Origin of the sequence: Duganella levis, assembly GCF_009857605.1 — a bacterium.
GTDB lineage: Bacteria > Pseudomonadota > Gammaproteobacteria > Burkholderiales > Burkholderiaceae_D > Rugamonas > Rugamonas levis.
This window is the reverse complement of sequence record NZ_WWCT01000001.1, coordinates 140,136-164,380: the sequence shown is the minus strand read 5'-3', so window position 1 is coordinate 164,380 and position 24,245 is coordinate 140,136. Positions and strand designations below refer to the sequence as shown.

The window sequence follows — 24,245 nt, the reverse complement described above, 5'->3', positions numbered from 1 at the left end:
GCGAGAACTGCTCTTGGCCTGCGCTGGGGCATAATACCTAACATAGTAGCGCACTAAAGCGCAGTTGCGGGAGGCGGCCGGCATGGCAAAGGTACTGGTAATTGAGGACGACGAACAAACCGCGCAGGAATTGCAGGCGGCGCTGTCGGATGACGGCCATCAGGTCGAACTGGCCAACAATGGCCGCCAGGGCCTGCTGCGCGCCGCCGGCGACACCTTCGACGTCATCGTGCTGGACCGCATGATGCCGGGCGGGCTCGATGGCCTGGCGGTGCTGTCCACCTTGCGCACGGCCGGCGTGGTGACGCCGGTACTGATCCTCAGCGCGCTGTCGGCGGTGGACGAGCGGGTGCGCGGCCTGCGCGCCGGCGGTGACGATTACCTGTCCAAGCCATTTGACTTCATCGAGCTGACGGCCCGCCTCGACGCCCTGCTGCGCCGCCGCGACGGCCCGCCGGCGGCGGTCACTGGCTTCCAGCTGGGGCGGCTGACCATGGATTTGCTGACGCACACCGTCAGCCTGGCGGGCCAGCCGGTGGAATTGCAGCCGCGCGAGTTCCGCCTGCTGGAGTATTTCTTCCGCAACCAGGGCCAGATCCTGACCCGCACCATGGTGTTCGAGGCCGTGTGGGACTACCGCAGCGACGAGCGCAGCAACGTTATCGACGTCCACATCAGCCGGCTGCGCAAGAAGATCGACCCGGACGGCAACGCGCCGTTGATCCACACCGTACGCGGCTCCGGCTATGTCTTCCGTGAAGCCGAATAGCCGCTGGGGCTTGCACGAGCTGCGGCGCGCCTCCAGCTTCCGCATCGCGCTGCTGTTCCTCGGGCTGTACAGCCTGATCGCGGCGCTGCTGTTCGCCTTTTTATACCAGCAGATTTCCAGTTACGCGCTGAGCCGCATCGACGACTGGCTGCCGCGCGAACGCAACGCCATCCTGCGCAGCGCGCCGGCCGACTTGCAGGCGCGCGTGGCCTACCACGCCCGTCTTGATCCCGACAACCAGCGGCCGTTCGGCCTGTATAGCCCGGATGGCATCCGTCTCGCCGGCGCCTTTCCCGGCCCGCGCCCTTCCACCACCCAGCTGGAACGACCCTATACGCTAACGCTCGACACGCCGGGCCATACCCGTCACCTGCGCGTGGCCGCCTATCCGCTACCGGACGGCCAGTTGCTGGTGCTGTCGCAGGATTTGAACGAAGTCCATGAATTCAACGAAGTGCTGGTGCGCGCGCTGGCCTCGGCGGCGCTGCTGGCGCTGCTGCTCGGGCTGGCCGGCGCGGTATGGATCGGCCGCCGCGCCGTGCACCGGTTGGACGCCATCACCACCGCCATCCAGGCCATCGTCCAGGGCGATTTGAGCCAGCGCTTGCCGCAGCGCACCGCTGCCAGCGACGATCTGGACCGGCTGGTCAGCGTGGTCAACCGCATGCTGGACGACATCGAGCGCCTGATGCATGAAATCAAAGGTGCTTGCGACGGCATCGCCCACGACCTGCGCACGCCGCTGGCGCGTCTGCTGGCCGGGCTGGAACGGGCCCAGCGCCGCGCCACCAGTCCCGACGACTACCGCGCCGCAGTCGATGCGGCGATTGCGGAAACGCTGTCGCTGCTGACCACCTTTAACGCCATGCTGCGCATCTCCGAGGTGCAGGATGGCGCGCGGCGCGCCGGCTTCAGCGCCATTGATCTGGCCACCATCGCCGACGACGCGGTGGAGTTCTACGAACCCAGCGCCGACGACAAGCAAGTCACGCTGGTCTACCAGCGCCCGCCGGGACTGCGCCTGCCATTGCGCGGCGATGCCAGCCTGTTGTTTGAAGCCATTGGCAATCTGGTCGATAACGCCATTAAATTCACCCCGGCCGGCGGCCGCATCACGGTCAGCCTGGCCGAAAGACAGGGGGTGATGCAGTTCGACATCCACGACAGCGGCCCCGGCATCCCGGCCGCCGAGCGCGAAGCGGTGTTCCTGCGCTTCCACCGCGCCGAAAGCAGTCGCCATCTGCCTGGCAACGGCCTTGGGCTGAGCCTGGTGGACGCGGTGGCGCGCCTGCATGGCATGCAGGTCACCATCCACGATAGTGCGCAAGGTTGTCATATCAGCCTGCGCCTGCCGCGCCTACCTTAACGATTGTTCATATTCGCTAGATACGGCGTTAATCGCCCCTCCCGCAGAATGTCCTCAAGGCTGGCGGCATCCCGTCACCGGCCAGCCGACATCTATGGGATATCGACATGCGAGTTCAACAAAAACACTTACTCTCCGGCGCCGTCGTCGCCGGATTGCTGGCAACGCTGGCCGGCTGCAGCAAACCCGCCGCCACCCCGGCCGCCGCGCCGGCGCCGGCGGTGGGCGTGGTCACCGTCCATCCATCCAACGTCCCGATCAGCATAGAACTGCCGGGCCGCACCGCGCCATACTTGGTGGCGCAAGTGCGCGCCCGCGTCGACGGCGTGGTGCAGCAGCGCGCTTACACCGAAGGCGCCGACGTGCGCAGCGGCCAGCTGCTGTACACCATTGACGATGCGCCTTACCGCGCCGCGCTGGCCAACGCCCAGGCCGCGCAGCAGAAAGCCGCCGCCAACCTGGTCGCCGCCAATGCGCTGGCCGACCGCTACAAGGCGCTGGTTGGCGGCAACGCCATCAGCAAGCAAGCCTACGATAACGCCGTCGCCGCACAGGGCCAGGCCGCTGCCGATCTGGCTGCCGCGCAGGCCAGCGTGACCACCGCGCGCATCAATCTCGGCTACACCAAGGTCAGCTCGCCGATCGCCGGCCGCAGCAGCGTGTCACAAGTGACCCAGGGCGCGTATGTGCAGGCCAGCGCGGCCACGCTGATGACCACCGTGCAGCAGATCGATCCGATCTATGTCGATGTCACCCAATCGAGCGCCGCCGGCCTGCAACTGCGCCAGGCCATCGCCAGCGGCCAGTTGCGCGCCGACAGTAGCGCCCAGCCGGCGGTGTCGCTCAAGCTGGAAGACGGCAGCAATTATCCGTTGCAAGGCAAGCTGCAATTCAGCGGCATTACGGTTGACCAGGCCACCGGCTCGGTGACGGTGCGCGCCGTGTTCCCGAATCCGCAGCATGTGCTGCTGCCAGGCATGTTCGTTCGCGCCAGCCTGGTGCAAGGCACGGCCGCCAACGCCTTCCTGGTGCCGGGCGCCGCCGTCAGCCACGACCCGCAAGGCCGCGCCACCGCGCTGGTGGTCGATGGCGGCGGCAAGGTGGCGCAGCGCACGCTGCAAGCCGATACCGTCTCCGGCGCCAACTGGGTCGTCACCGGCGGCCTCAAGGACGGCGAACAAGTCATCGTTGACGGCTTGCAGCAGGTGAAACCGGGCATGCAGGTGCGCGTCGCCGCGCCGGCAGCACAACCCGTGGCCGCCGCTACCGCTGCCACCAGCGCGCGCTAAGGAGCATCATCATGGCCCAATTCTTTATCCGACGTCCGGTGTTTGCCATTGTGCTGGCGCTGCTCATCATGCTGGCCGGCATACTGGCGCTGACCAGCCTGCCGATCGAGCAGTTCCCGCCGGTGGCGCCGCCAACCGTGCAGATCAGCGCCACCTATCCGGGCGCTTCCGCCGTCACCATGCAGGACACCGTGGTCCAGGTGATCGAGCAGCAGATGAGCGGCATCGACAACCTGCTGTATATGTCGTCGACCACCGATGACACCGGTGTCTCCACCACCTCGCTGACCTTCGCCACCGGCACCGATCCCAATATCGCCCAGGTGCAGGTGCAGAACAAGCTGCAACTGGCCACGCCCTTGTTGCCGGCGCCGGTGCAGCAGAGCGGCGTGCAGGTTACCAAGTCCACCAACTCGTTCCTGATGGTGGTCGGCTTCGTCTCGACCGACAACAGCATGAACAAGTTCGACATCGCCAACTACGTGGTGTCCAACGTCCAGGGGCCGCTCAGCCGCATCAACGGCGTCGGCAATATGAACGTGTTCGGCACCCAGTATGCGATGCGGGTCTGGCTCGATCTGGCCAAACTCAACAGCTACTCGCTGTCGCCGCAAGACGTCACCGCCGCGCTGACCGCGCAGAACGTGCAGATCTCCGGCGGCCAGCTGGGTGCGGCGCCGGCCGTGCCTAACCAGCAGATCAACGCCACCATCACCGAATCGACGCTGCTGCGCACGCCGGCCGACTTCGGCAACATCCTGCTCAAGGTGCAGCCGGGCGGCGCGCAAGTACGCCTGCGTGATGTCGCCCGCGTTGGTCTCGGCCCGGAAAACTACAACGTCGACAACAAGTACAACGGCGGCCCGGCCAGCGGCATCGGCATCCAGCTGGCGCCCGGCGGCAATGCGCTGCAAACGGCCAACGCCATCCGCGCCCAGTTGGATCAGCTGACGCCCTACTTCCCGCACGGCCTGAAGGTGGTGTATCCAAACGACGTTACGCCATTCGTCAAGATTTCGATCGAGGAAGTGGTCAAGACCCTGATCGAAGGTATCGGCCTGGTGTTCCTGGTGATGTATCTGTTCCTGCAAAACCTGCGCGCCACGCTGATCCCGTCGATCACGGTGCCGGTGGTGTTGCTGGGCACTTTCGGTGTGATGTCGGCCTGCGGTTTTACCATCAACACGCTGTCGATGTTCGGCATGGTGCTGGCCATCGGCCTGCTGGTCGATGACGCCATCGTGGTGGTCGAAAACGTCGAACGCGTGATGCATGAAGACGGCCTCGGGCCGCTGGAAGCCACGCGCAAGGCCATGGGCCAGATCAGCGGCGCGCTGATCGGCGTGGCGCTGGTGCTGTGCGCGGTGTTTGTGCCGGTGGCATTTTCCAGCGGCACGGTGGGCGGGATTTACCGCCAGTTCTCGCTGACCATTGTGATTTCGATGCTGCTGTCGGTGTTCGTGGCGTTGTCGCTGACGCCGGCGCTGTGCGCCACCCTGCTGAAACCTGCCGCCGCCGAGGACCACGCCAGGCAGAAAGGTTTCTTCGGCTGGTTCAACCGCACTTTCGACCGTGGCCGCGACCAGTATGTGCACGGCGTGCGCGCCGTCGCCGCCCGCTCGGGCCGTTGGATGCTGATCTACGGCGCCGTCATCGCGGCGGTGCTGGTGATGTTCATGAAGCTGCCGACCTCCTTCCTGCCGAATGAAGACCAGGGCTTCATCTTCGTCCAGGTGCAAGCGCCGGTTGGCGCCACGCAGGCCCGCACCGGCGCCATCCTCGACCGCGTCGACCAGTACCTGCGCACCCAGGAAAAATCGGTGGTGGAGGCTACCTTCATGGTCAACGGCTACAACGACGCCGGCCGCGGCCAGAACCAGGGCCAGTTGTTCCTGCGCCTGAAGGACTGGTCGCAGCGCACCGCCGCCGATCAGAGCGCCGCCGCCTTGAGCGACCGCATCACGCGCCATTTTGCGCATGACAAGGAAGCCGTGATCACCACCATCAGCCCGCCGCCGATCCGTGGCCTGGGCAGCGCTGCCGGCTTCGACTTCGAATTGCAGGACCGTGCCGGCCTCGGCCACGATGCGCTGGCCAAGGCGCGCGACCAGTTGCTGGCCATGGCGGCCAAAGACCCGGCGCTGGCCCAGGTCCACCTGAAAGGCCAGACCGAAAATCCAACCTTCAAGGTCAATATCGACCGCGAGAAAGCCGCCGTGCTGGGCGTGGCGCCGGCCGATATCGACCAGGCGTTCTCGATCGCCTGGGGCGCCAAGTACGTCAACAATTTCCTCGATACGGATAACCGTATCAAGAAAGTCTATGTGCAGGCCGATGCGCCATTCCGCATGAATCCGCAGGACATGAACCAGCTGTACGTGCGCAACAACACCGGCGGCATGGTGCCGTTCAGCGCCTTCGGCAGCGCCGCCTGGACTTACGGCCCGCCGCAGCTGCAACGCTACAACGGCGTTGAATCGATGGAAATCCAGGGCCAGCCGGCACCCGGCTACAGTACCGGCCAGGCCATGCAGGCGATGGAACAGCTGGTCGCCAAGCTGCCATCCGGCATCGGTTATGAATGGACCGGCAGTTCGCTGCAACAGAAGCAGGCCAGTTCGCAAGCGCCGCTGCTGTACGGCCTGTCGATTCTGGTGGTGTTCCTGAGCCTGGCCGCCCTGTATGAAAGCTGGTCGATTCCGATCTCGGTCATCATGGTGATTCCGATTGGCGTGCTGGGCGCGTTGGCGGCCACTTCGCTGGCCGGGCTGACCAATGATGTCTACTTCCAGGTCGGCTTGCTGACCACCATCGGACTGTCGGCCAAGAACGCGATCCTGATCGTGGAATTCGCCCGCGAACTGCAGCAGCAGGGACGCACGGCGCTGGAAGCGGCAGTCGAATCGGCACAGATGCGTTTGCGCCCTATCGTCATGACCTCGATGGCCTTCCTGCTCGGCGTGCTGCCGCTGGCGATATCCAACGGCGCCGGCTCGGCCAGCCAGAATTCGATTGGCACCGGCGTTATCGGCGGCACCCTGGCCGCCACCTTCTTCGCCACCTTCATGATCCCGATGTTCTTCATCGTCGTCATGGACAAGCTCGGCAGCCGCAAGGCCCCGGCAGAACAAACCGCATAGGACCCGATCATGAAAACTCTGACTCTTACCGTGGGTGCGCTGCTGGTGGCGCTCACCACCGGCTGCTCCTTGCAGCCGGTCTACCAGCGGCCCGACAGCAGCGTGCCGGCCGTCTACCCGGCGGCCCAGGGCGCGCCGGCGGAACGCCCTACCGCCGCCGCCACCGACTGGCGCCAGGTGCTGACCGACGCCCGCTTGCAGCGCCTGGTCGAACTGGGCCTGCAAAACAACCGCGACCTGCGCGTCGCCATGCTCAATGTCGAGCGCGTGCAGGCGCAGTACCGCATCGCCCGCGCCGCGCAAGCGCCGCAGATCGGCGCCCAGGCCGGCATGGACGCCGCCCATACGCCCAACGGCATCGGCGGCAAGCCGGCCTCGACCAGCCGCAGCTATTCGGCCGGCCTGACGGCGGCGTGGGAGCTCGACCTGTTCGGCCGCCTGCGCAGCCAGTCCGATTCGGCGTTCCAGCAATACCTGGCCAGCGACCATGCGCGCCAGGCGGCGCAAATCCTGCTGATCTCGCAGATCGCCGACCAGTATTTCGCCACGCTGGCGGCTGACGCCCAGCTCAAGCTGACATTGGACACGCATACCACCGCCGAAGCCGCGTATCAGCTGGTCAAGCTGCAATACGACACCGGCACCGTGGCCGAACTGGACCTGCGGCTGGCCCGCACCACGGTCGACCAGGCGGACGCCAACTATCAGGCCCAGCTGCGCCAGCGCGCACAGGCGGAGAATGCGCTGGTGCTGCTGGTCGGCCAGGCCTTGCCCGCTGATCTGCCGCCGCCGGGCCAGCTCGGCGACAGCCTGATCATGGCCGATATGCCGGCCGGGCTGCCGTCCGATCTGCTGCTGCGCCGGCCGGACATTTTGCAGGCCGAGGCGCAGTTGCGCGCCGAGCATGCCGACATCGGCGCGGCGCGCGCGGCGTTCTTCCCGAGCCTGTCGCTGACCGCCACTGCGGGTAGCCAGAGCGCGTCGCTGGGCGGGCTGTTTGCCGCCGGCACCGGCGCCTGGACCTTGCTGCCGGCATTGACAATGCCTATCTTCAACGCCGGCGCCAACCAGGCCAATCTTGATGTCGCCATGGTCAGCCGCGATATCGGCGTGGCCCAGTACCAGAAAGCGGTGCAGACCGCCTTCCGCGAAGTGGCCGACGGTCTGGCCGCGCGCAGCACCTACGGCGCCCAGCTGGCGGCCCAGCAGCGCGAGACGGCCGACCAGCAGCGTCGCCTGGAGCTGGAGCAAATGCTGTATAAAAACGGTATCGACAGCTATCAAAACGTGCTGGCGGCGCAGACCGCGTTGTACAGTGCCCAGCAGTCGCTGTTGACCGCCCGCCAGAACCAGCTCACCAGCCAGGTCGATCTGTACCGGGCGCTGGGCGGCGGCTGGCAGCCGCAGTCCTGAGCGCGCTCAGGCAGGAAAATGGACCGACACGCGCAGCCCTTGCCGCTGCGCGGCGTCGGTCCAGTCCAGATGCACCGTTGCGCCGAAGCGCCGGGCGATTTCGGCCACGATGGATAAGCCCAGGCCGGAGCCAGACTGCTCCCTGCCCAGCACGCGGAAGAATGGATCGAATACCCGCTCACGCTGTTCCGGCGCAATACCCGGTCCCCGGTCGATAATCTCGATGATGACCTGGCCCGCCTCTGCGCGCATGCACAGATCCACCTTGCCGCCGGCTGGGCTATAGCGAATGGCGTTGTCGGCCAGGTTTTTCACCAGTGTCAGCAAGTCAACCGGATCGCCGGTGAGGCAAAAATCGCCTGCCGATTCCACGCCGATGTCGATCTGGCGCGCTTCCGCCAGCGGCATCAAATCCTCCAGCACGCGGCGGAAGATGGACAGTACCGCCACCGATTCGGACTTGCGCTGCAACACCGTTTGTGCGCGCGCCAGGGCCAGCATCTGGTCCAGCAGCACGCGGCTGCGTTCAATGCCGAGCCGCAGCGCCGCCACCCGCCCCTGCGCCGGCGGCGCCAGCATCGTGCTGGCCAGCGCTTCGGCCTGGAGCGACAGTGCGGTAAGCGGTGAACGCAGCTCATGGGCAGCGTCTGCGACGAAACGGCGCTGCTGCTGCATGGACTTCTCCACGCGCGCCAGCAAGCGGTTGATGGCGACCACGAACGGCCGCAATTCCAGCGGCAGGAAGTCCGGCGCCAGCGCTTGCAGTTCGCGCTCGCTGCGCCGGTCCGCTTCGCGCGCCAGCGCCGCCACCGGCAGGAACAGCCGCCGCACCAGCAACGCCACGAGCAGCGGCAACAACGGCACCAGCAATAACAGCGGCAACAGCGTGCGCAAGGCGCTGTGGTTGGCGATTTCGTCGCGAAACGCCACCGCCTGGCCGACCGCCAGCCGCACGCCGGGCGACACGGTGCGCAGCAGCACGCGGCAGGCGGCGCCGTTCATTGTCGCCAGGTGCATGCCATCCGGCAGCATCGCCAGTGCGCCCGCCGTGACGGCCGTCGCGTCGCGCCGCAGTCCAAGGATCATCACCGGCGCTTCGTCATCGCCCACGAGCTGAATCACGCCGTCGGCGGCCTGTAGACGGCCAGCGCCGTATAGCGCGCCGATCTGGCGCAACGTCTGGTCCTGCATTTCATTGGCTTCGTCCAGCGCGGACAGATAAGATACGGCGGCGGCCAGCGCCGCCACCAGCAGCATGGCCACCGTCAACCACCAGGACAGCCGCCATTGCAGCGACAATCTCAGGCGCTCCTGGAGACCATCCATCCCACACCCCGTATGTTTTTGATCATGCCGCTGCCCAGCTTCTTGCGCAGCGCATGAATCAGGAATTCAACGGCGTTGCTCTCCACTTCCTCACCCCAGCCGTAAATGCGCTCCTCCAGATCGGCACGCGACAGGATCGCTCCCGGCCGCAGCAACAGCGCCTGCAACAGTGAGAATTCCCGCTGGGTCAGTTGCACCGGCGGCACGCCGGGCGCCGACGCCTCATGCGTGACCGGGTCGAGCGCCAGCTCGCCATTGCCCAGGATCGGCGAACCGGCGCCGCCGTGACGGCGCAACACCGCGCGCATGCGCGCCAGCAGCTCGGCCATCTGAAACGGCTTGAGCACATAGTCGTCGGCGCCCGCATCCAGGCCGGCGATGCGGTCTTCCAGACTATCGCGCGCCGTCATGATCAGCACCGGCACCTGGTTGCCGCCGGCGCGCAGGCTGCGCAGCACGGCCACGCCGTCGAGCTCGGGCAGGCCCAGATCCAGCAGCACCGCGTCGTAGCGCTGGCAGGACAGCGTATCGAGCGCCGTCCTGCCGCTGCGCACCCAGTCGGATGCGCAGCCGGCTTCCTTCAGCGCGGCATGCATGGCGGAGCCTATCATCGGATCGTCTTCAACCAGCAGCACGCGCATGACGCCTAGTCCTTATCGTCTTCCTTGTCACCGCTATCGATCTTGTCCTCGACCGACGACAAAACCTTGCCGCTGGCGGCATCGACGCGCACATCGAACACCTTGGCGCCGTTGACGACTTCGACTTCATAATGCGGGCCTTTCTTGTCCACTTCGAACTCGGCGCGCGCGGCCTTGCCGCCGGCGCTCTGCTCGGCGACAGTGACAGCCTGGATCAGCGAAGTCTGGGCCTTGGTGACAGCGACCGCGTCGTTTTCCTTCATATCGGATTTCTCCGCAAAGGCAAAACCACCGGCGCCGATCAGCGCCGCCGCCAGGGCCGCAATATACATTTGACGTTTGTTCAGCATGACATGCTCCAATCAGGTAAAGCGCGAATCTGCGCTGAATACCAGCTTGACGCCGCACACTTAGCGCTCACTGAGCAAGTCGATGTGCAGTTGGTGCCGCATCGCCAGCGCCAGCCCGTGGCACCAGCAGAACGCCGCGCACCACCCGGCCAGCACATCGGACGGATAATGCACGCCCAGGTACATGCGCGAGACGCCAACCAGGAAAACATACGCGACGCCCAGCAACAGCAAGCCGCGATGCCGGCCCGGCCGCCGGATCAGCCACAAGGAAGTCACCAGCGCCATGGTCTGCATCGCATGCCCGCTGGGAAAGCTGTAGCTGGTTTCGTGCACCAGCGGTTCCCAGTAGGTGGGCCGGATGCGCGCAAAGCCGTGCTTGGCAGCCACATTCAGCAAAGCTGCACCGGCGTTCGCCAGCAGCAGATACAGCGCCGCATGGCGTTCGCGCCGCAGCCGCCACAGCAATACCGCCAACAGCGGCACCACCGCCCAGGCGGAACCCAGCCATGTGATGATCTTCATGGCCATATCCAGCGGCCCGTCCGACCATCCGCGCAGCCAGTGCAAGATCGGCCCATCGAAGAAAATATGCTCGCCTTCGGCCACATCCTCCGCCAGCATGCCGAACAACAGCAGCGCCGTCAGCAAGACCACAAACAGCAAAATGGCGCCGGTGTAGCGGGCAACGCGTGGCGGCGCGTCCAGATCCATTTGCCTATTGGTCATTCCGGTCCATCGCTTCCAGCAAGTCCGCCATGGCGCGCTTGCACTGGACCGGGTCCGGCTTAGCCGCCCGCAATACCGACAGCGCATGGTCGATGGCCTTGTCCACCACATGCCAGCTGGTCGCCGCGCGCGGCTTCAGGCCCGATTCCGCCTGGTCCCAAGTGGTTTCCAGATCCTTGATGCGCGTTTTGGCGCCGGCCAGGTCGCCTTTATCGACCAGCGCCGACGTGTCGCGCGCGATGATCTGGAATTTGCTCAGGTCGCCCAGCCGAGAATACGTGGCCGCGTGGGCGGTGGCGACAACATTAAATGCCGGCACTTGCGTGGCCGCCAGTGCCACCAGCATGGCGGCAGCGATACGTGGACGAGTCATGATTTTTCCTTTGCGTTGAATTGTTTAAAACTGACCAGGCTGGCAATCACCAGCAGGAACGCCACGCTGGTATTGATGGTTCCCCAACCGATGCCGCCGTATTCCTGCGATTGCGACAGCAGGTCGCCTAGCGATGCGCCCAGCGGGCGCGTCAGGATGTACGCCAGCCAGAACGCCAGCACCGGGTTGGCGCCGAAGCGGGCGGCGAGATAGATGGCGGCGATGCCAACGCCAAAGACCACCACGCCGACCCGGAAGCCCAGTCCCAGCGCCTCGGTCGCCAGGTCGCCCGCCGCCGTGCCCAGCGCGAAGGTCAGCAGGATCGCGGCCCAGTAGAACAGCTCGCGACGGAGCGTGACGATGCTGCGGATATCCAGCGTGCGTTCGCGCCAATACCAAAGAACGAACACCACCGCCAACAACACGCTGAACACCGCCGTGCTGGCGTACAGGCTGACACCCAGCCCGTCCGTCAAGGCATCGGTGATCTGCGTGCCGACCACGCTCAGCAGCACAACCGTCAGCCAATAAATCCACGGAACGTAGCGCTGCTGGCTTAGCTGGTACAGCAGCGCGACGATCAGCAGGCCGCCCATCAGCGCGCCGGTATAAGCTGTGCCGAGTCCGGCGTTGACGGCCAGGTAGTCGGCGCCGGTCTCGCCCACCGTGGTGGAGAGGATCTTGATCAGCCAGAAAATCAGCGTGACTTGCGGCACCTTGTTAAAGGATCGGGGATGGATGGGCATACGACGGCTCCGTGCGGAATGTAAGTTATCGACATTACAAAGCACGGATCATTAAAGCCGCATTAACGCGCGCCGGCCGAGCATCCGGCGGAAGGCGGCGAACAGCTTGTGCATCGCCGGTTGCTTGTACGGAAACAACTGCGGATTGTCCAACGCATGCACCGCCATCGCCGTGCCGATCTCGAACACCAGCAGGCGGCCGTCGGCGGTTTCGGCGCAATCGATGGTCAGGTAGGCCAGTCCGGCGCGCTGGTGGATCTGCGCGATGGCCGCCTCGTGACGCCGTGCAAAACCGGTGTCGAAATCGTCCATGCGCGCCTCCTCTTCGGCGCGTTTCTCTGCACTTTGCTCCATGCCGGCGTTGAGGTAATGGATCATCCAGTGCGTGGAAATACCCAGGTGGCTGATGAAAGGCCGGCCATCGATCAGTGCAATCCGGTATTTGCGATACAGTCCGTCCGCGCTGCGGTAGTCGACAAACGGCGACAGGTAGAACTCGGCGGCACTGACGTGGGCGAGATAGTGCGGCAACGCGCCGGCATGCGTCAGCAATGCGAGGTCGCGCCCGGCATGCGAGTCGATCGGGCGGATGATCAGCGGATAGCCGTCGGTCGGCATGTCCTCGCGGACGAGACGCCAGGTGGGCGGCATGGCGATGCCATCAGCGCCGGCCAGCAGCGCGCTGACGCTGTCCCGCGACAAGGCGGCGATGCGGTCGGGGGCGTTGATAACGGGACGCGGCCAGTCCGGCATGGTTTCCGCCAGCCGCAGCAGCAAAGGCCGGTTGGTGTCGGATTCCGCCATCGCCACCAGCATGACATCGTGCTGCGGCACCGTCTCCGGCCACGGCTGGGCAGCCGTCAGGTATTGCAATTCGAGCGACACGCCGGCGTCTTCCAGCAGCAGTTCCACCGGCGTATTCCACATCAATTCGCCCGGCCCGAGGATGACCATCAGCACCAGCTCGGGCGTGGCCGCCGGCAGCGTGTAGGCGGTTTGCAGCGCCAGGGCGCGCTCTTGCAGCAACAGTGCCGCATCCGCCTGCCCGATCAGTTGCAGCACCATCGACCCATCCAGCAAGCCGTGGGCGTCATCCGGATGGTCGCGCACCCGGCGCAGCAAGGCCGCCGCCACCGGCGCCAGATCGTCGCCGCGCATCGCATGGCGCATCGGCAGGGCCAGCCCGATCAGCGGTCCAAACGGCAAGGCCGCCATGCGCAACAGCTTATCCATGCGCAACTCCCGCCAGCATGGCGCGGAAGGCAGCAAAGACCTTGTCCATCTGCACCTGCTTGTACGGGTACATATCGGCCGAATCGGTCGCATGCACGAAGCTGACGTTGTCCGCTTCAAAGAATAGCAGTTGCCCGCCGGGCGTCTCGCCGCAGTCGATCACCACGTAGTCGAGGCCGATGCGGCGGCCGATTTCCTCCAGCGCGGCGGCATGGCGCAAGCCGAAGCCGTGATCGAAATCCGCCATGAAGCGCGCCTCTTCCTCGCGCCGCCTGGCCGATTGCTCCATGCCGGCCGACTGGTAATGCACCACCCAGTGCGACGAGATGGCGTAGTGGCAGGCGTACGCCTTGCCAGCGATCAGCACCAGCCGGCATTTGCGATACAGCCGGTCGGGGCTGCGGTAGTCGATGTAGGGCGCGAGATAGAACATCGGCTCTTCCTGCGCAGCCAGATACTCGCCGATATCGTTGACGCACTCGAGTCGCGCCAGCCCTTTGCCGGCCTGCGAACGCAGCGGCCGCACGATCAGCGGGAACCCCACATCTTCCTGCATGGCCAGTTGTTCAAGCTCCGCGCGACTGACCGAATAGGTGGGCGGCACGATCACGCCGGGGATATCGCGCAGCAAGGCGTTCAGCGTGTCGCGCTCAAAGCCGAAGTCCGGCCGTGGCCGATTAAGCACAGGAACGCTGGCCTGCGCCAGCAGCGGCACGATACGCTTGAAGATCGGCAGATGCCGCTCAAAATGGCCGGCGGCGACGAACACCACATCGTGTACCGGCAAGACCTCCGGCAGCGGCGTGCTCTCGGTGACGTACAGCAGCTCACATGCAATGTTGCTGCCATCGATCAGGAAACCTACCGGCGTGTTGTCCAGCATGAAACCGCCCGCCAGGATTACCAGCACCTGCAGCGCGGTAGGCTGGATGTCGGCTGCCAGGTGATATAGCTGGCGGTGACGCAACGCTTCGTTTTGCAGCTGAGCGGCCTCGGCCTGCTTGTTGAAAATCTGGAACAACTGCGCCATGCGCATCAATAGTTGGCCAGTGTCCTGCTCTTCGCCGGCAGAGTCGAGCAGCTGTTCCAGTGAGTGCCCGGCGTCCAGTAGACGCACGAGTTTAATCATGCTGATGTAACGATTCATCACTTCCATTCCTTGCCATGAGACGCTGAAAGCGCTCATTAAATCGGCCGGAAGATTAAGGCTGTGTTAACAGCCGCCACTGGCTTTCACATGAATTTTTTTTAATGCGGACGAGACTGCGCGTTAGTGATGAGCGCTGCAAGATGGGCGATTTCATGGACGGGAATCTGATGAAACCACTGCCGAAATTGAGCGCCCTGTTGATGGGCATATTGCTGGCAACATCGGCCATGGCGGCCGAGCCGCTGCACCTGTTGTCCACCACGTCGCTGCCCGATGTCAGCGGCGGCGACTTCGACCATTTTGACGTCGACCTGGCGCGCAGCCTGCTGTACGTGCCGACCGAGGAGTACGGATCCATCGAAGTCTTTCACCTGCCGGACGGCCGCCATCTGCGCAGCGACCGCACGCTGGCGCGCTCGCCGCACAAGCTGCTGTTGACGCATGGCGGCAAGGAATTATGGATTGCCGACGCCGGCGCAGCCAGCCTGAAGATAGCCGATACCGCCAGTTTCAAGGTCACGCACAACATCCCGATGGAGGCGCAGCCGGATTCCGGCATCGTCGACGAGAAGCGCGGAATTTTCTATCTGGGCAATGGCGGCAAGACCAGCGAAGACCATGCGTACATCAGCCTGATCTCGCTGGCCGACCACGCGGTGCTTGGCCGCATTGCCGTGCCGGCGAAACAGGTCAAGGCCATGGCCATCGACCCGGCCACCGACCGCCTGTTCGTCAACTTCCGCGACCGCAATGAAATCGGCGTCATCGATCTGGCTAACGGCAAGCTGGCAGGCATCTGGCAAGTTCCCGGCCCCAGCCGCAATTCGGCGCTGGCCTTCGATCCGCAGACCAACCGGCTGTTCGTCGGCTCCCGCAAGCCGGGCAAGCTGTTCGTGCTGGATGCCGCCGACGGCAAGCTGGTGCAAACGCTGGACATCGTGGAGACGTCGGACGAAATCATCGTGGATGATGAGAACCGCCGCCTGTACATCGCCGGCGCCGGCGGGCTGGACGTGGTCAGCGCGGCAACGCCCGACCATTACGCCATCGAGCAGCATATCGACACGCTGGGCGGCAAGACCGCGCAGTACGTGCCGTCGCTGCACCGCCTGTACGTGGTGCATACCAAGGGACCACAGGCGGCGCAGGCGGGATTGCAGGCGTTCGACGTCGCGCCAGCCTCAGCTGTCGGCCCACATGCGCAGTAGATTGTGATACACGCCGGTCAGTGCCAGCAGTGATGGGTCGGCAGGGTCCTGGCCGCGCAGCTGCATCAGGTTGCGGTCCATCTCGAACAGCAGTTCGCGCTGCTCGCCGCTGCGCACCATGCTTTCGATCCAGAAGAAGCTGGCGTAGCGCGTACCCATCCGCACCGGCTGCACGCGGTGGATGCGGTTGGCCGGATACAGCAGCATGTCGCCGGCCGCCAGCCTGACGCTCTCGTCACGCCATTGGTCGGCAATCACCAGTTCGCCGCCCTCATACTCGTCCGGATCGCTCAGGAACAGCGTGCACGACAGGTCGCCGCGCACGCGTTCGCCGCCGGCCGTGTAACGCATGGCGACGTCGATGTGGTCATCCAGATAGCTGCCAGCCTGATAGCAGTTGAACAGCGGCGGTCCGATTTTGCCCGGCAAGGCGGCCGAAAAAAACAGCTGGTTACGGCGCAAGGCCGTCAGCACGATTTCCTGCAACTGACGGCTGGCGGCACCCTGCTCCGGCAACTGGCGGTTGCGTTTCAGGTCCGCAGGCTGGCTACCGGAGGTGACGCGGCCATCCACCCAGTCGGCCCGCGCCAGTGTCTCGCGCATGTGTCGCAACTCGTCCGGCAGCAGCACCGATTTCAGGTGCAGCATCATGCGCCGGCTCCAGCGAAGGCCGGCTCTGAGGCCAAGGCGCGCAAGGACGCCACGGCATGCGCCGCCAGCCAGCCGCGCACATTGGACAGAAAGGCCGGGGTGGAAGCCACCGGTATCCGGCGCAACACCGCACAGGCCTGCTCCGCAAGCCCGCGCTCGGCCAACAGACGGCCGTAATTGAAGCAGCCGCGGAAATCCCCGCCTTCCGCCGCCTGCTTGTACAAGGCAAACGCCTGTTCCGCATCGGCCTCCATTTCCCATCCTTCCTCATGAAAGCGGCCGACGATGTTGATCGCCTTGGCGTGCCGCAGCGCGGCCGCCTGGCGGTACAGCTGCAATGCGCCGGGCCGGTCGGTTGGCATGCCACTGCCGTTCATCATCAGATTGGCCAGGTTGTACATGCCCCAGTCCAACCCGCGCTGCGCTGCCAGCCGATACCAGTAGACCGCCATCTGCACATCCACCGCCATGCCCCAGCCGTTTTCATGGCAGCGGCCCAGCATGTTCATGGCGTCAACATCGTCGTTGTTGGCGGCCAGACGGAACCAGTGCCCCGCCTCGCCGGGGTCGGCCATCACGCCGTCGCCGGCCAGCAGCCGCTGCGCCAGGATCGCCTGGGCGCGCGGCACGCCGTGACGCGACGCCAGCCGCAGGGCCGCCAGCGCTTCGTCATCACCGGCTGCCAGCAAGGCGTGCCAGCCCTCGGCATCCAACGCCAGCAGCATGTTCAGGTCAGTCTGCGCCATGGCCCGCACCTCAGAAGTTCATATCGGCGCTGAGCGTCACCGTGCGGCCTGCACCCGGGACGCCATACAACTGGAAGCCGTCCAGCGAAGCGCCGATACGCGACCAGTAGAACTTGTCGAACAGGTTTTGCACGTTCAGGTTCAAGGTCACCATATTGTTCACGCGGTAGCGCGCGGCCACGCTGGAGACCCAGTACGACGGCGCCTTTTCAGTATCCAGCACATAAGTCGGCGCCAGGCCGGCCGAACCGCTGACGGTGCTGGCGTTGTTGTTCTGGCCGCCGACATATTTGCTGTCCGTGTAGCGGCGTTCGCCAACGTACTGGGCGCCGTAGCTGAGGAACAGCCCCTTGGCCGCTTCGTACGAGGTCCACAGGTTGAGCGTCAGACGCGGCACGTTCTTGGCTTCCGAACCGTTGTTGGCGCCCTTGGTCTGCTTGCTGTCCATGCGCGCCAGGCCGCTGTAGACCGACCATGCCTCGGTCAGGTTGCCCTGCAAGCCCAGTTCCAGCCCGTTGACGCGTTTGGCCGGCAAGGCGCGCACCGGCGAGGTATCGGTATCGCCGTATTCCCACGAATCGCTGACGGCTGTGTGGAACAAGGCGCCGGTCAGCGACAGGCGATGATGCAGCACATCCCACTTGGCGCCCAGTTCGGCGGTCTTGGAGACGGCCGGATCGTAGGCCGCAGCGGCCGCCGATCCGTAAATGGCGTTGTTGGTCGACGCACCCATCGCCGATGGCTGCGCCGCCTGCGCATAGGCCAGATAGATGTTGACGTCTTCCTGTGGCTTGTACATCAGACTGGCGCGGCCGCTGACGGCACCGTCGCTGCTGTCGGCCGAAGTGACGCCCTTGGTGCTGGTGACTGCGCGCCAGTGATCGTAGCGCAGCGCCGCCAGCACGCGCCATTGCGGCGTGATGCGGATGGTGTCGGTAGCGTATGCGCCGGTATTGCTGATGCGCGACAGCACACCGGCGCTGCCTTTCACCGTCGGTACTTCCTTGAACGCGGTGACCGGATTGGCCAGGTCGAACCACAGCGTGCCGGACGGCGCCATCACCGTGCGCTGCAAATCGCCATAGGTTTCGCGGAACAGGTCGACGCCGGTGACCAGTTCATGTTGCAGCACGCCGGTGGCGAACTTGATGCTCAGGTCGGTCTGGTCGGCAACGATGCGGTAACGCTTGGAGGTGCCGTAATCGGCGCCGCGCAGCACCGCGTATTCGCTGGCGGTATTGGTGTAGTCGGTATAAGAACGGATGCCGGCCGCCGCGCTCAGGCCGCCAACGCCGGCATAGCCCAGCGAGGTGCCAAGCGACGCGCCGGCGGCCGTGGCCGCATTGAAACGGGCCGGCGCCAGCACTTGCAGGTTGTCGGTCTGTGCCCAGCGCAACTGGCTGCGGATCTTCAGCTGGTCGCTCCACGCGTGTTCCAGTTTGGCAGTGACGGCGTCCGAGCGGGTTTGCTGGGTATAGGAGTCCGCGCCGTACCAGGACGAATGCGAGACGAACGGCATGGTCTGGCCGCCGGTGCCGCGCTGGATCGGCAGGCCGCCGTCCGGCACGTTGTGGTCTTCCTGATGGAACAGATCGAGGAAGAAGTGGGTATTGCCGTCCAGGCCCAGGCCCAGCGAGGTAGCCAGGCCGCTACGCTCAAAGCGCACCTTGTCGCGGCCTTCCACCCCGTTCTGGTGCTGCATCAGGTTGATGCGCAGCGCACTGCCGGCGCCCAGCTGGCGATTCAGGTCGGCGGTAGCGCGGCCGTAATCGGCGCTGCCGGCGCCCAGCGACACATGGTAGAAGTTGTCCAGCGTGGCTTCCTTGCTGACCAGGTTGACCGTGCCGCCCACCGACGCCGTGCCTGACTCGATCGAGCCGGTGCCCTTGAATACTTCGACCTGCTCCAGGTTGAAGGTGTCATTGCGGCTGGACATGCCGGCATCGCGCATGCCGTCCACGGTAATGCTCTGCTCCGACGAGAAGCCACGGATGGTGAACAGGTCGCCCCAGCCGAGGTTGCCTTCGCCCGAGGTGAAGGTAATGCCCGGCACGTTCTTCAGCACATCCTGCAAATTCTGCGCATTCTGCTCGCTGAGCACTTGCTTCGGCACCACGGTCACGCTTTGCGGCGTATCCAGCAGCGGCTGGCCGAATTTCAGCGAACTCAGGTTTTCAGGCTTGTAGGCCGGCGCTTCGCGCTCAGCCTTGACCACCACTTCCTTCAGCTGGGCATCGGTGGCCGGCCGGTCCGGCGCGCCCTCTTGCGCCAGTGCCTGGGTGCTCATGGACAGCGAACCGACGGCCAGGCCGACGCCTGCCGACAGCTTGCCATAGGTGGAAAAAACGGTTTCGATTGCATTTGCGGTACTGCGGTCAGCCATCACAACTCCCTCTTATAGAATATAATGATTCTCATTTGTAATTACTATAAAGACGGGTTTGGGGGCTGAACAGTGCTCAAACCGGCAATATGTAATGGAATGTGTTGGGCGTTTTTCCCATCACAATCGATTACAAATCTCTTATGAATCGACCAGACCGCATTCTTATCGTCGACGACGACGCCGACATCCGCCAGCTCCTCTCCGACTACCTGGGCAGCAACGGCTACCACCCGGTATGCGCCGACGGCGGCGCCGCCATGCGCCAGGCGCTGGCCAACGACCGCATCGACCTGGTGATCATGGATTTGATGATGCCCGGTGAAGATGGGCTGGAACTGTGCCGCGAACTGCGCTCCCGCCGCAACACGCCGGTGATCATGCTCACCGCGCGCGGCACGCTGATCGACCGCATCATCGGCCTGGAAGTAGGCGCCGACGATTACCTGCCCAAGCCCTTCGACCCGCGCGAACTGCTGGCCCGCATCAAGGTGATCCTGCGCCGCGCGCGCAGCTTCCCGGAACAGCACGAGGCCGACCAGCTCAAGCACATCCGCTTCGGCGGCTGGCGGTTGGAAACGCAGGGCCGCCAGTTGCTGTCGCCGGCCGGCGTGACGGTGGCGATGGGCAGTTCGGATTATCTGGTGCTGCGCGCCCTGCTCGACCATCCGCAACGCACGCTAAGCCGCGACTTCCTGTGCCAGATCGTGTTCGGCAAGGACAGCCAGGCGTTCGACCGTTCGATTGACGTCTGTATCAGCCGCCTGCGCCAGCAGCTGGAAGACCAGCCGCGCAGTCCGGCGCTGATCAAGACCATCCGCAATCTCGGCTACATGCTGACGGCCGACGTCAGCTACGACGCATGAAGCGCTGGTGGCCGCAGTCGCTGTCGGGAAGGCTGGCCATCATCCTGGTCGGCGGCATGCTGGCGGCGCAGGCGCTGACCGGCACCATCTGGTACGACATGCGCTATGGCAAAGCGATTGAAATCCCGAGCCGGCTGGCCGCAACCCGGCTGGCCGATGCCTTGCGGGTGCTGGACCACACTGCCGCAGACGCGCGCGCGCCGCTGATGAACGCGCTGTCCGGTCCCGGCCTGCAACTGCAAGCCATCACCGAACCCGACGAACGCACCGCGCACCTCGACCCCAACCAGGCCGCCGCCGCCCGCCTGTTCGAGCAGGTGCTGCGTGCGCGCCACGCCGGCATTCCCGACTTGCGCATCCTGCGCGCCGACATAGACGAAGGCGGAGCGGGCAGCCTGCGCAGCATGCTGCTGGAGCCGTATCCCACCGGCCACTTCGTAGTACAGGCGGCGCTCGGCGACGACAGCTGGCTGCAAGCCGACATCCATGAGGGCCAGGCCGGCATGAGCACCGCGCCGCTGGCAGCCACCAGCGATTACCTGCTGCGCATCTACGTGCTGCGCGCCGCCGCCATCGTGCTGCTGGCGTGGCTGGCCGTGCGCTTGGTGATGAAGCCGCTTCAGCGTCTGGCCGAAGCAGCGGAACAGCTGGGCGACAACATCCATAGCCCGCCGCTGGATACGGGCGGCCCGCTGGAAGTGCGCAAGGCGTCGCTGGCATTCAACGCCATGCAGCGCCGGCTGATCAACAACATCGCCGAGCGCACGCGTTTTCTGGCGGCGGTATCGCACGACCTGCGTTCACCGATCACCCGCCTGCGGCTGCGCACCGAAATAGCGGTGGCGCCGGCGCAGCAGGAACGCTTCCGCAAGGATCTGGATGAGATGGATGCACTGATCAGCGCCACGCTGCATCTGGTGCAGGACAGTGATGTGCATGAACAGCTGCAATTGGTCGACGTGAACAGCCTGCTGAGCAGCCTGCGGCTGGACTTCGGCGAGATTGGCGCGGTGGTCGAGGTCAGCGGCGTGGCCGCGCCGTTGCAAGGCTACGCGCACAGCCTTAAACGCTGTCTGCAAAACATCATCGAAAACGCCATCCGTTATGGCGAGCAAGCCACGGTGGAGGTCATCGACACGGCGGAACAGTTGCGCATCGTGGTGCGCGACCGTGGTTCAGGCATTCCTGAAGACGAGCTGGCGAAAGTGCTGGAGCCGTTTTATCGGCTGGAGCCCTCACGCAGCGCCAGCACCGGCGGCTTTGGCCTCGGCCTGAACATCGCACAGACCGTGGCGCAGGCGCACCATGGCCAACTCACTTTGCGCAACCTGCCGCAGCGAGGACTGGAAGTGACGCTGACCTTGCGTCGCCCGGCTGGCCGCGCCTGACGCTTACAGTGGCCGGGGCTGGCAAGTCACTTCGTAGCGCGTGCCGAGCCGGTCACACACGGCGCGGGCATCGTACTGGTTGACGCCATTTGGCGGCCGCTGCTTGAACATGCGCACCACCACGTCCGGCCCCGGCTGGGCGCTGGCCTTGCCGTCCGGCGCCGCCAGCGTAAAGTGACTGTAGCCCTGTTGCAGCGTTAGCTCCGCGCTGCGCAGCAGGGAGAAATCCTGGATCTGCTGCTGCAGCGTGTACGGCGTTGAAGCAAACTTGACGCGCCACACACCCGGTTCGATCGGTGCTTCGCTGTAGCCCCCTTCGCTATTATGCGGTTGGTATTCCGTGGCGCAGCCGGCCAACAGGGCTGCACACGCCAAAATGAAAGTGAGCTTGGTTTTCATGCTTTACTCCTCAATAGATATCCTCTATGCGGCTAGCAGCATTACGCTACTCTACGCGATTACAGCTGCTTGCGGAAACAGTACTGTCACCACCAGTCCACGATCGCCGCTACCGTTATGCAAGCTCAGCGTGGCCTGGTGCGCATCCGCCACGCTCTTGACGATCGACAGGCCAAGGCCGCTGCCCCACACCTCGTTGCCGTCCGGGCGGTAGAAACGGTCGAACAATCGTTCGCGGCCCGCTTCCGGCACGCCGGGGCCGTTGTCGCAGACCCGCAGAAAGGCGCGGCCCTGCTGCTGGCCGACCATCACGTCCACCTGGCCGCCCTGCGGCGTGTAACGCAGCGCGTTATCCACCAGATTGCTCAGCATGATCGCCAGCCCCTCCATATGCGCGCTCACCCGTACTGATTGCGCGTCGGCGCTGACGCCGAGATCGATCCGCCGGCTGTCCGCGTAAATCGTGTGATCGGCCACCACCTGGCGGGCGATTCTCAGCAGGTCGCAGTCGATGCAAGCTGGCGGGACGGTGCTTTGCTCCTGCCTCGCCAGCGTCATCAACTGCTGCACCAGATGGGTGGCGCGGTCGAGCCGTTCGTGCAGTTTGCGGAACGAAGTCTGGCGGCTGGCATCATCGGCGGCGCGCTCGGCCAGTTGCAGTTGCAGTTTCAACGCGGTCAACGGCGAACGCAGTTCGTGCGCCGCATCCGCCACAAAATTGCGCTGCGTGGTGATGGCGTCCGCCACCTTGCGCAACAGACCGTTGAGCGCCGCCACGATCAGCAGCAGTTCCGGCGCCAGGCCGTCGTCTTCGAGCGGCTGCAAGGCGGCCGGCGTGCGGCCACGCACCGCCTGCGTCAGCCGTTCCAGCGGTTTCAGCGCGCGGCCGACCACGACCCAGATCAGGATCGCCATTGCCGGCAGCAGCAGCAACAGCGGCGGCACGATGCGCAGCGCCATCTGCGCCGCTACCCGCTGGCGGATCGCAATCGGCTGCGACACCTGCACATGGTAGCCGGCCACCACATCCGAATACACGCGCCAGCGTTCGCCGCGATAGCCGACCGTTACATAGCCCTGCGGTTGCGGCACCGTCAGCGCCGGTGCGTGCTGCGACACGTGCACCGGCTGCTGCGCAGCATTCCAGGCTTGCACGTCGAACTGGTCTTCCGGGTCGCTCTCGTGCGGCAGCCGCCATGGCACCGGCGCCTGTAACGGCAACGACCACGCCAGCTGGCGCAGACGCTGGTCCGACTGTTCGTCGGCCTCGTGGTCGGCCAGCATGTACAGCAGCATCATGGCGGCCAGCGTGCACCCCAGCGCGCCGGTCATCAGCCCCAGCAGCAGACGGGTGCGGATGGTTTTCATGCGCTGGCCAGTTTGTAGCCGACGCCACGGATGTTCTGGATGAAGCCGGTGCCCAGCTTCTTGCGCAGATGGTGAATGTAGACGTCGATGGTGTTGCTCTCGATTTCCTCGCCCCAGCCGTAGATGCGCTCTTCCAGCTGGCTCTTGGACACCACGCTGCCGGGCGCGTCGAGCAAGGCGCGCAGCACGGCGAATTCGCGTGCCGGCAAATGCAGCGGCACGCCATGGAAGCTGGCGATGTGGCAGGCCATGTCGACCTGCAGGCCGCAATGGTGGACCACGGCCTGGTTAGGCGCCTTGCCGCGACGCAGCAGCGCGCGGATGCGGGCCAGCAGTTCGTCGACATCGAAGGGTTTGACCAGGTAGTCGTCGGCGCCGCCGTCCAGGCCTTCGACACGGGCGGCGGTGGCGTCGCGGGCGGTGACGATCAGTACCGGTACGTCGCCGCCATGGGCGCGGTATTGGCGCAGCACTTGCATGCCCTGTTTCTTCGGCAGGCCGAGGTCCAGCAGCACCAGGTCATAGACGTTCTGGCGCAGCGCCAGCAGGCCATTGTCACCGTCGCGCACCCAGTCGACTGCGTAATTTTCCTTGCGCAGCACTTCTTCCATGCTTTCGCCGATCATGGGATCGTCTTCTATCAACAGCAATCGCATCACTGCACCTCACTTCATTACGTGCTGGCAGTGTACGAAATGCTTTATTAAAGGC

22 protein-coding genes are annotated in these 24,245 nt (G+C 65.0%); 8 read left to right on the top strand and 14 right to left on the bottom strand.

Annotated elements, in window-relative coordinates:
* Positions 1-82: 82 nt before the first annotated feature.
* The 5 genes from GTP69_RS00770 to GTP69_RS00750 all read left to right on the top strand — a co-directional run bounded on the left by GTP69_RS00770 (position 83) and on the right by GTP69_RS00750 (position 7,977).
* Positions 83-769: a response regulator transcription factor gene (locus tag GTP69_RS00770; protein WP_161053084.1), complete on the top strand. Its 687-nt coding sequence runs from the start codon at positions 83-85 to the stop codon at positions 767-769.
* Positions 747-2,135 (top strand): sensor histidine kinase, encoded by a 1,389-nt coding sequence (locus GTP69_RS00765; RefSeq protein ID WP_161053083.1) that lies wholly within the window; start codon positions 747-749, stop codon positions 2,133-2,135. Before GTP69_RS00770 ends, GTP69_RS00765 begins: the two co-directional genes overlap by 23 nt.
* Positions 2,136-2,242: 107 nt before the next feature.
* Positions 2,243-3,424: an efflux RND transporter periplasmic adaptor subunit gene (locus GTP69_RS00760; RefSeq protein WP_161053082.1), complete on the top strand. Its 1,182-nt coding sequence runs from the start codon at positions 2,243-2,245 to the stop codon at positions 3,422-3,424.
* An 11-nt stretch (positions 3,425-3,435) separates the two neighbouring features.
* Positions 3,436-6,564 carry an efflux RND transporter permease subunit gene (locus GTP69_RS00755; protein ID WP_161053081.1) on the top strand — a complete coding sequence of 1,043 codons (3,129 nt, stop codon included), beginning with the start codon at positions 3,436-3,438 and terminating at the stop codon, positions 6,562-6,564.
* A 9-nt stretch (positions 6,565-6,573) separates the two neighbouring features.
* On the top strand, positions 6,574-7,977 hold the full coding sequence (locus GTP69_RS00750) for an efflux transporter outer membrane subunit (RefSeq protein ID WP_161053080.1): 1,404 nt from the start codon (positions 6,574-6,576) through the stop codon (positions 7,975-7,977).
* A gap of 6 nt (positions 7,978-7,983) precedes the next feature.
* Here GTP69_RS00750 and GTP69_RS00745 read toward each other — a convergent pair whose 3' ends face one another.
* Genes GTP69_RS00745 through GTP69_RS00710 form a run of 8 tightly spaced genes read right to left on the bottom strand, consistent with a single transcriptional unit; the run spans position 7,984 to position 14,522 of the window.
* The gene (locus GTP69_RS00745; RefSeq protein WP_161053079.1) at positions 7,984-9,303 is read right to left on the bottom strand and encodes a sensor histidine kinase; all 1,320 of its coding nucleotides are present in this window, start codon (positions 9,301-9,303) and stop codon (positions 7,984-7,986) included.
* Positions 9,279-9,944, bottom strand: coding sequence for a response regulator transcription factor (locus GTP69_RS00740; RefSeq protein ID WP_161053078.1), 666 nt, complete (start codon positions 9,942-9,944; stop codon positions 9,279-9,281). Before GTP69_RS00740 ends, GTP69_RS00745 begins: the two co-directional genes overlap by 25 nt.
* A 5-nt stretch (positions 9,945-9,949) precedes the next feature.
* On the bottom strand, positions 9,950-10,294 hold the full coding sequence (locus tag GTP69_RS00735; protein WP_229260743.1) for a PepSY domain-containing protein: 345 nt from the start codon (positions 10,292-10,294) through the stop codon (positions 9,950-9,952).
* Positions 10,295-10,354: 60 nt separating this feature from the next.
* On the bottom strand, positions 10,355-11,023 hold the full coding sequence (locus GTP69_RS00730) for a phosphatase PAP2 family protein (protein ID WP_161053077.1): 669 nt from the start codon (positions 11,021-11,023) through the stop codon (positions 10,355-10,357).
* Entirely contained in the window at positions 11,013-11,396 is a 384-nt protein-coding gene (locus tag GTP69_RS00725; RefSeq protein ID WP_161053076.1) for a histidine kinase, read from the bottom strand. The genes GTP69_RS00730 and GTP69_RS00725 overlap by 11 nt, the downstream gene beginning before the upstream one ends.
* Complete coding sequence (locus GTP69_RS00720) at positions 11,393-12,142, bottom strand: COG4705 family protein (protein ID WP_161053075.1); 750 nt, start codon at positions 12,140-12,142, stop codon at positions 11,393-11,395. Before GTP69_RS00720 ends, GTP69_RS00725 begins: the two co-directional genes overlap by 4 nt.
* 51 nt (positions 12,143-12,193) lie before the next feature.
* Positions 12,194-13,375, bottom strand: coding sequence for an ATP-grasp domain-containing protein (locus GTP69_RS00715; RefSeq protein ID WP_229260742.1), 1,182 nt, complete (start codon positions 13,373-13,375; stop codon positions 12,194-12,196).
* Positions 13,368-14,522: an ATP-grasp domain-containing protein gene (locus GTP69_RS00710; protein WP_161053074.1), complete on the bottom strand. Its 1,155-nt coding sequence runs from the start codon at positions 14,520-14,522 to the stop codon at positions 13,368-13,370. The genes GTP69_RS00715 and GTP69_RS00710 overlap by 8 nt, the downstream gene beginning before the upstream one ends.
* A gap of 170 nt (positions 14,523-14,692) precedes the next feature.
* Here GTP69_RS00710 and GTP69_RS00705 point away from each other — a divergent pair, with 170 nt between their 5' ends.
* Positions 14,693-15,733, top strand: a complete 1,041-nt coding sequence (locus GTP69_RS00705) for a YncE family protein (protein ID WP_161053073.1) — start codon at positions 14,693-14,695, stop codon at positions 15,731-15,733.
* Here GTP69_RS00705 and GTP69_RS00700 read toward each other — a convergent pair.
* From GTP69_RS00700 to GTP69_RS00690, 3 genes are read right to left on the bottom strand one after another with little or no spacing between them, the layout of a single operon-like run.
* Positions 15,707-16,384 carry a Fe2+-dependent dioxygenase gene (locus GTP69_RS00700; protein WP_161053072.1) on the bottom strand — a complete coding sequence of 226 codons (678 nt, stop codon included), beginning with the start codon at positions 16,382-16,384 and terminating at the stop codon, positions 15,707-15,709. The genes GTP69_RS00705 and GTP69_RS00700 overlap by 27 nt on opposite strands.
* Positions 16,381-17,130 carry a tetratricopeptide repeat protein gene (locus GTP69_RS00695; protein ID WP_161053071.1) on the bottom strand — a complete coding sequence of 250 codons (750 nt, stop codon included), beginning with the start codon at positions 17,128-17,130 and terminating at the stop codon, positions 16,381-16,383. The genes GTP69_RS00700 and GTP69_RS00695 overlap by 4 nt, the downstream gene beginning before the upstream one ends.
* A 10-nt stretch (positions 17,131-17,140) precedes the next feature.
* Positions 17,141-19,513, bottom strand: coding sequence for a TonB-dependent receptor (locus tag GTP69_RS00690; protein WP_161053070.1), 2,373 nt, complete (start codon positions 19,511-19,513; stop codon positions 17,141-17,143).
* Between the two features lie 143 nt (positions 19,514-19,656).
* Here GTP69_RS00690 and GTP69_RS00685 point away from each other — a divergent pair, with 143 nt between their 5' ends.
* Positions 19,657-20,379 (top strand): response regulator, encoded by a 723-nt coding sequence (locus tag GTP69_RS00685; RefSeq protein WP_161053069.1) that lies wholly within the window; start codon positions 19,657-19,659, stop codon positions 20,377-20,379.
* Positions 20,376-21,767: an ATP-binding protein gene (locus GTP69_RS00680; protein WP_161053068.1), complete on the top strand. Its 1,392-nt coding sequence runs from the start codon at positions 20,376-20,378 to the stop codon at positions 21,765-21,767. Before GTP69_RS00685 ends, GTP69_RS00680 begins: the two co-directional genes overlap by 4 nt.
* Positions 21,768-21,770: 3 nt before the next feature.
* Here GTP69_RS00680 and GTP69_RS00675 read toward each other — a convergent pair whose 3' ends face one another.
* From GTP69_RS00675 to GTP69_RS00665, 3 genes are read right to left on the bottom strand one after another with little or no spacing between them, the layout of a single operon-like run.
* Positions 21,771-22,166, bottom strand: a complete 396-nt coding sequence (locus GTP69_RS00675; protein WP_161053067.1) for a CC0125/CC1285 family lipoprotein — start codon at positions 22,164-22,166, stop codon at positions 21,771-21,773.
* A gap of 51 nt (positions 22,167-22,217) precedes the next feature.
* Positions 22,218-23,534, bottom strand: coding sequence for an ATP-binding protein (locus tag GTP69_RS00670; RefSeq protein WP_161053066.1), 1,317 nt, complete (start codon positions 23,532-23,534; stop codon positions 22,218-22,220).
* Entirely contained in the window at positions 23,531-24,190 is a 660-nt protein-coding gene (locus tag GTP69_RS00665; RefSeq protein WP_161053065.1) for a response regulator transcription factor, read from the bottom strand. The genes GTP69_RS00670 and GTP69_RS00665 overlap by 4 nt, the downstream gene beginning before the upstream one ends.
* Positions 24,191-24,245 lie beyond the last annotated feature (55 nt).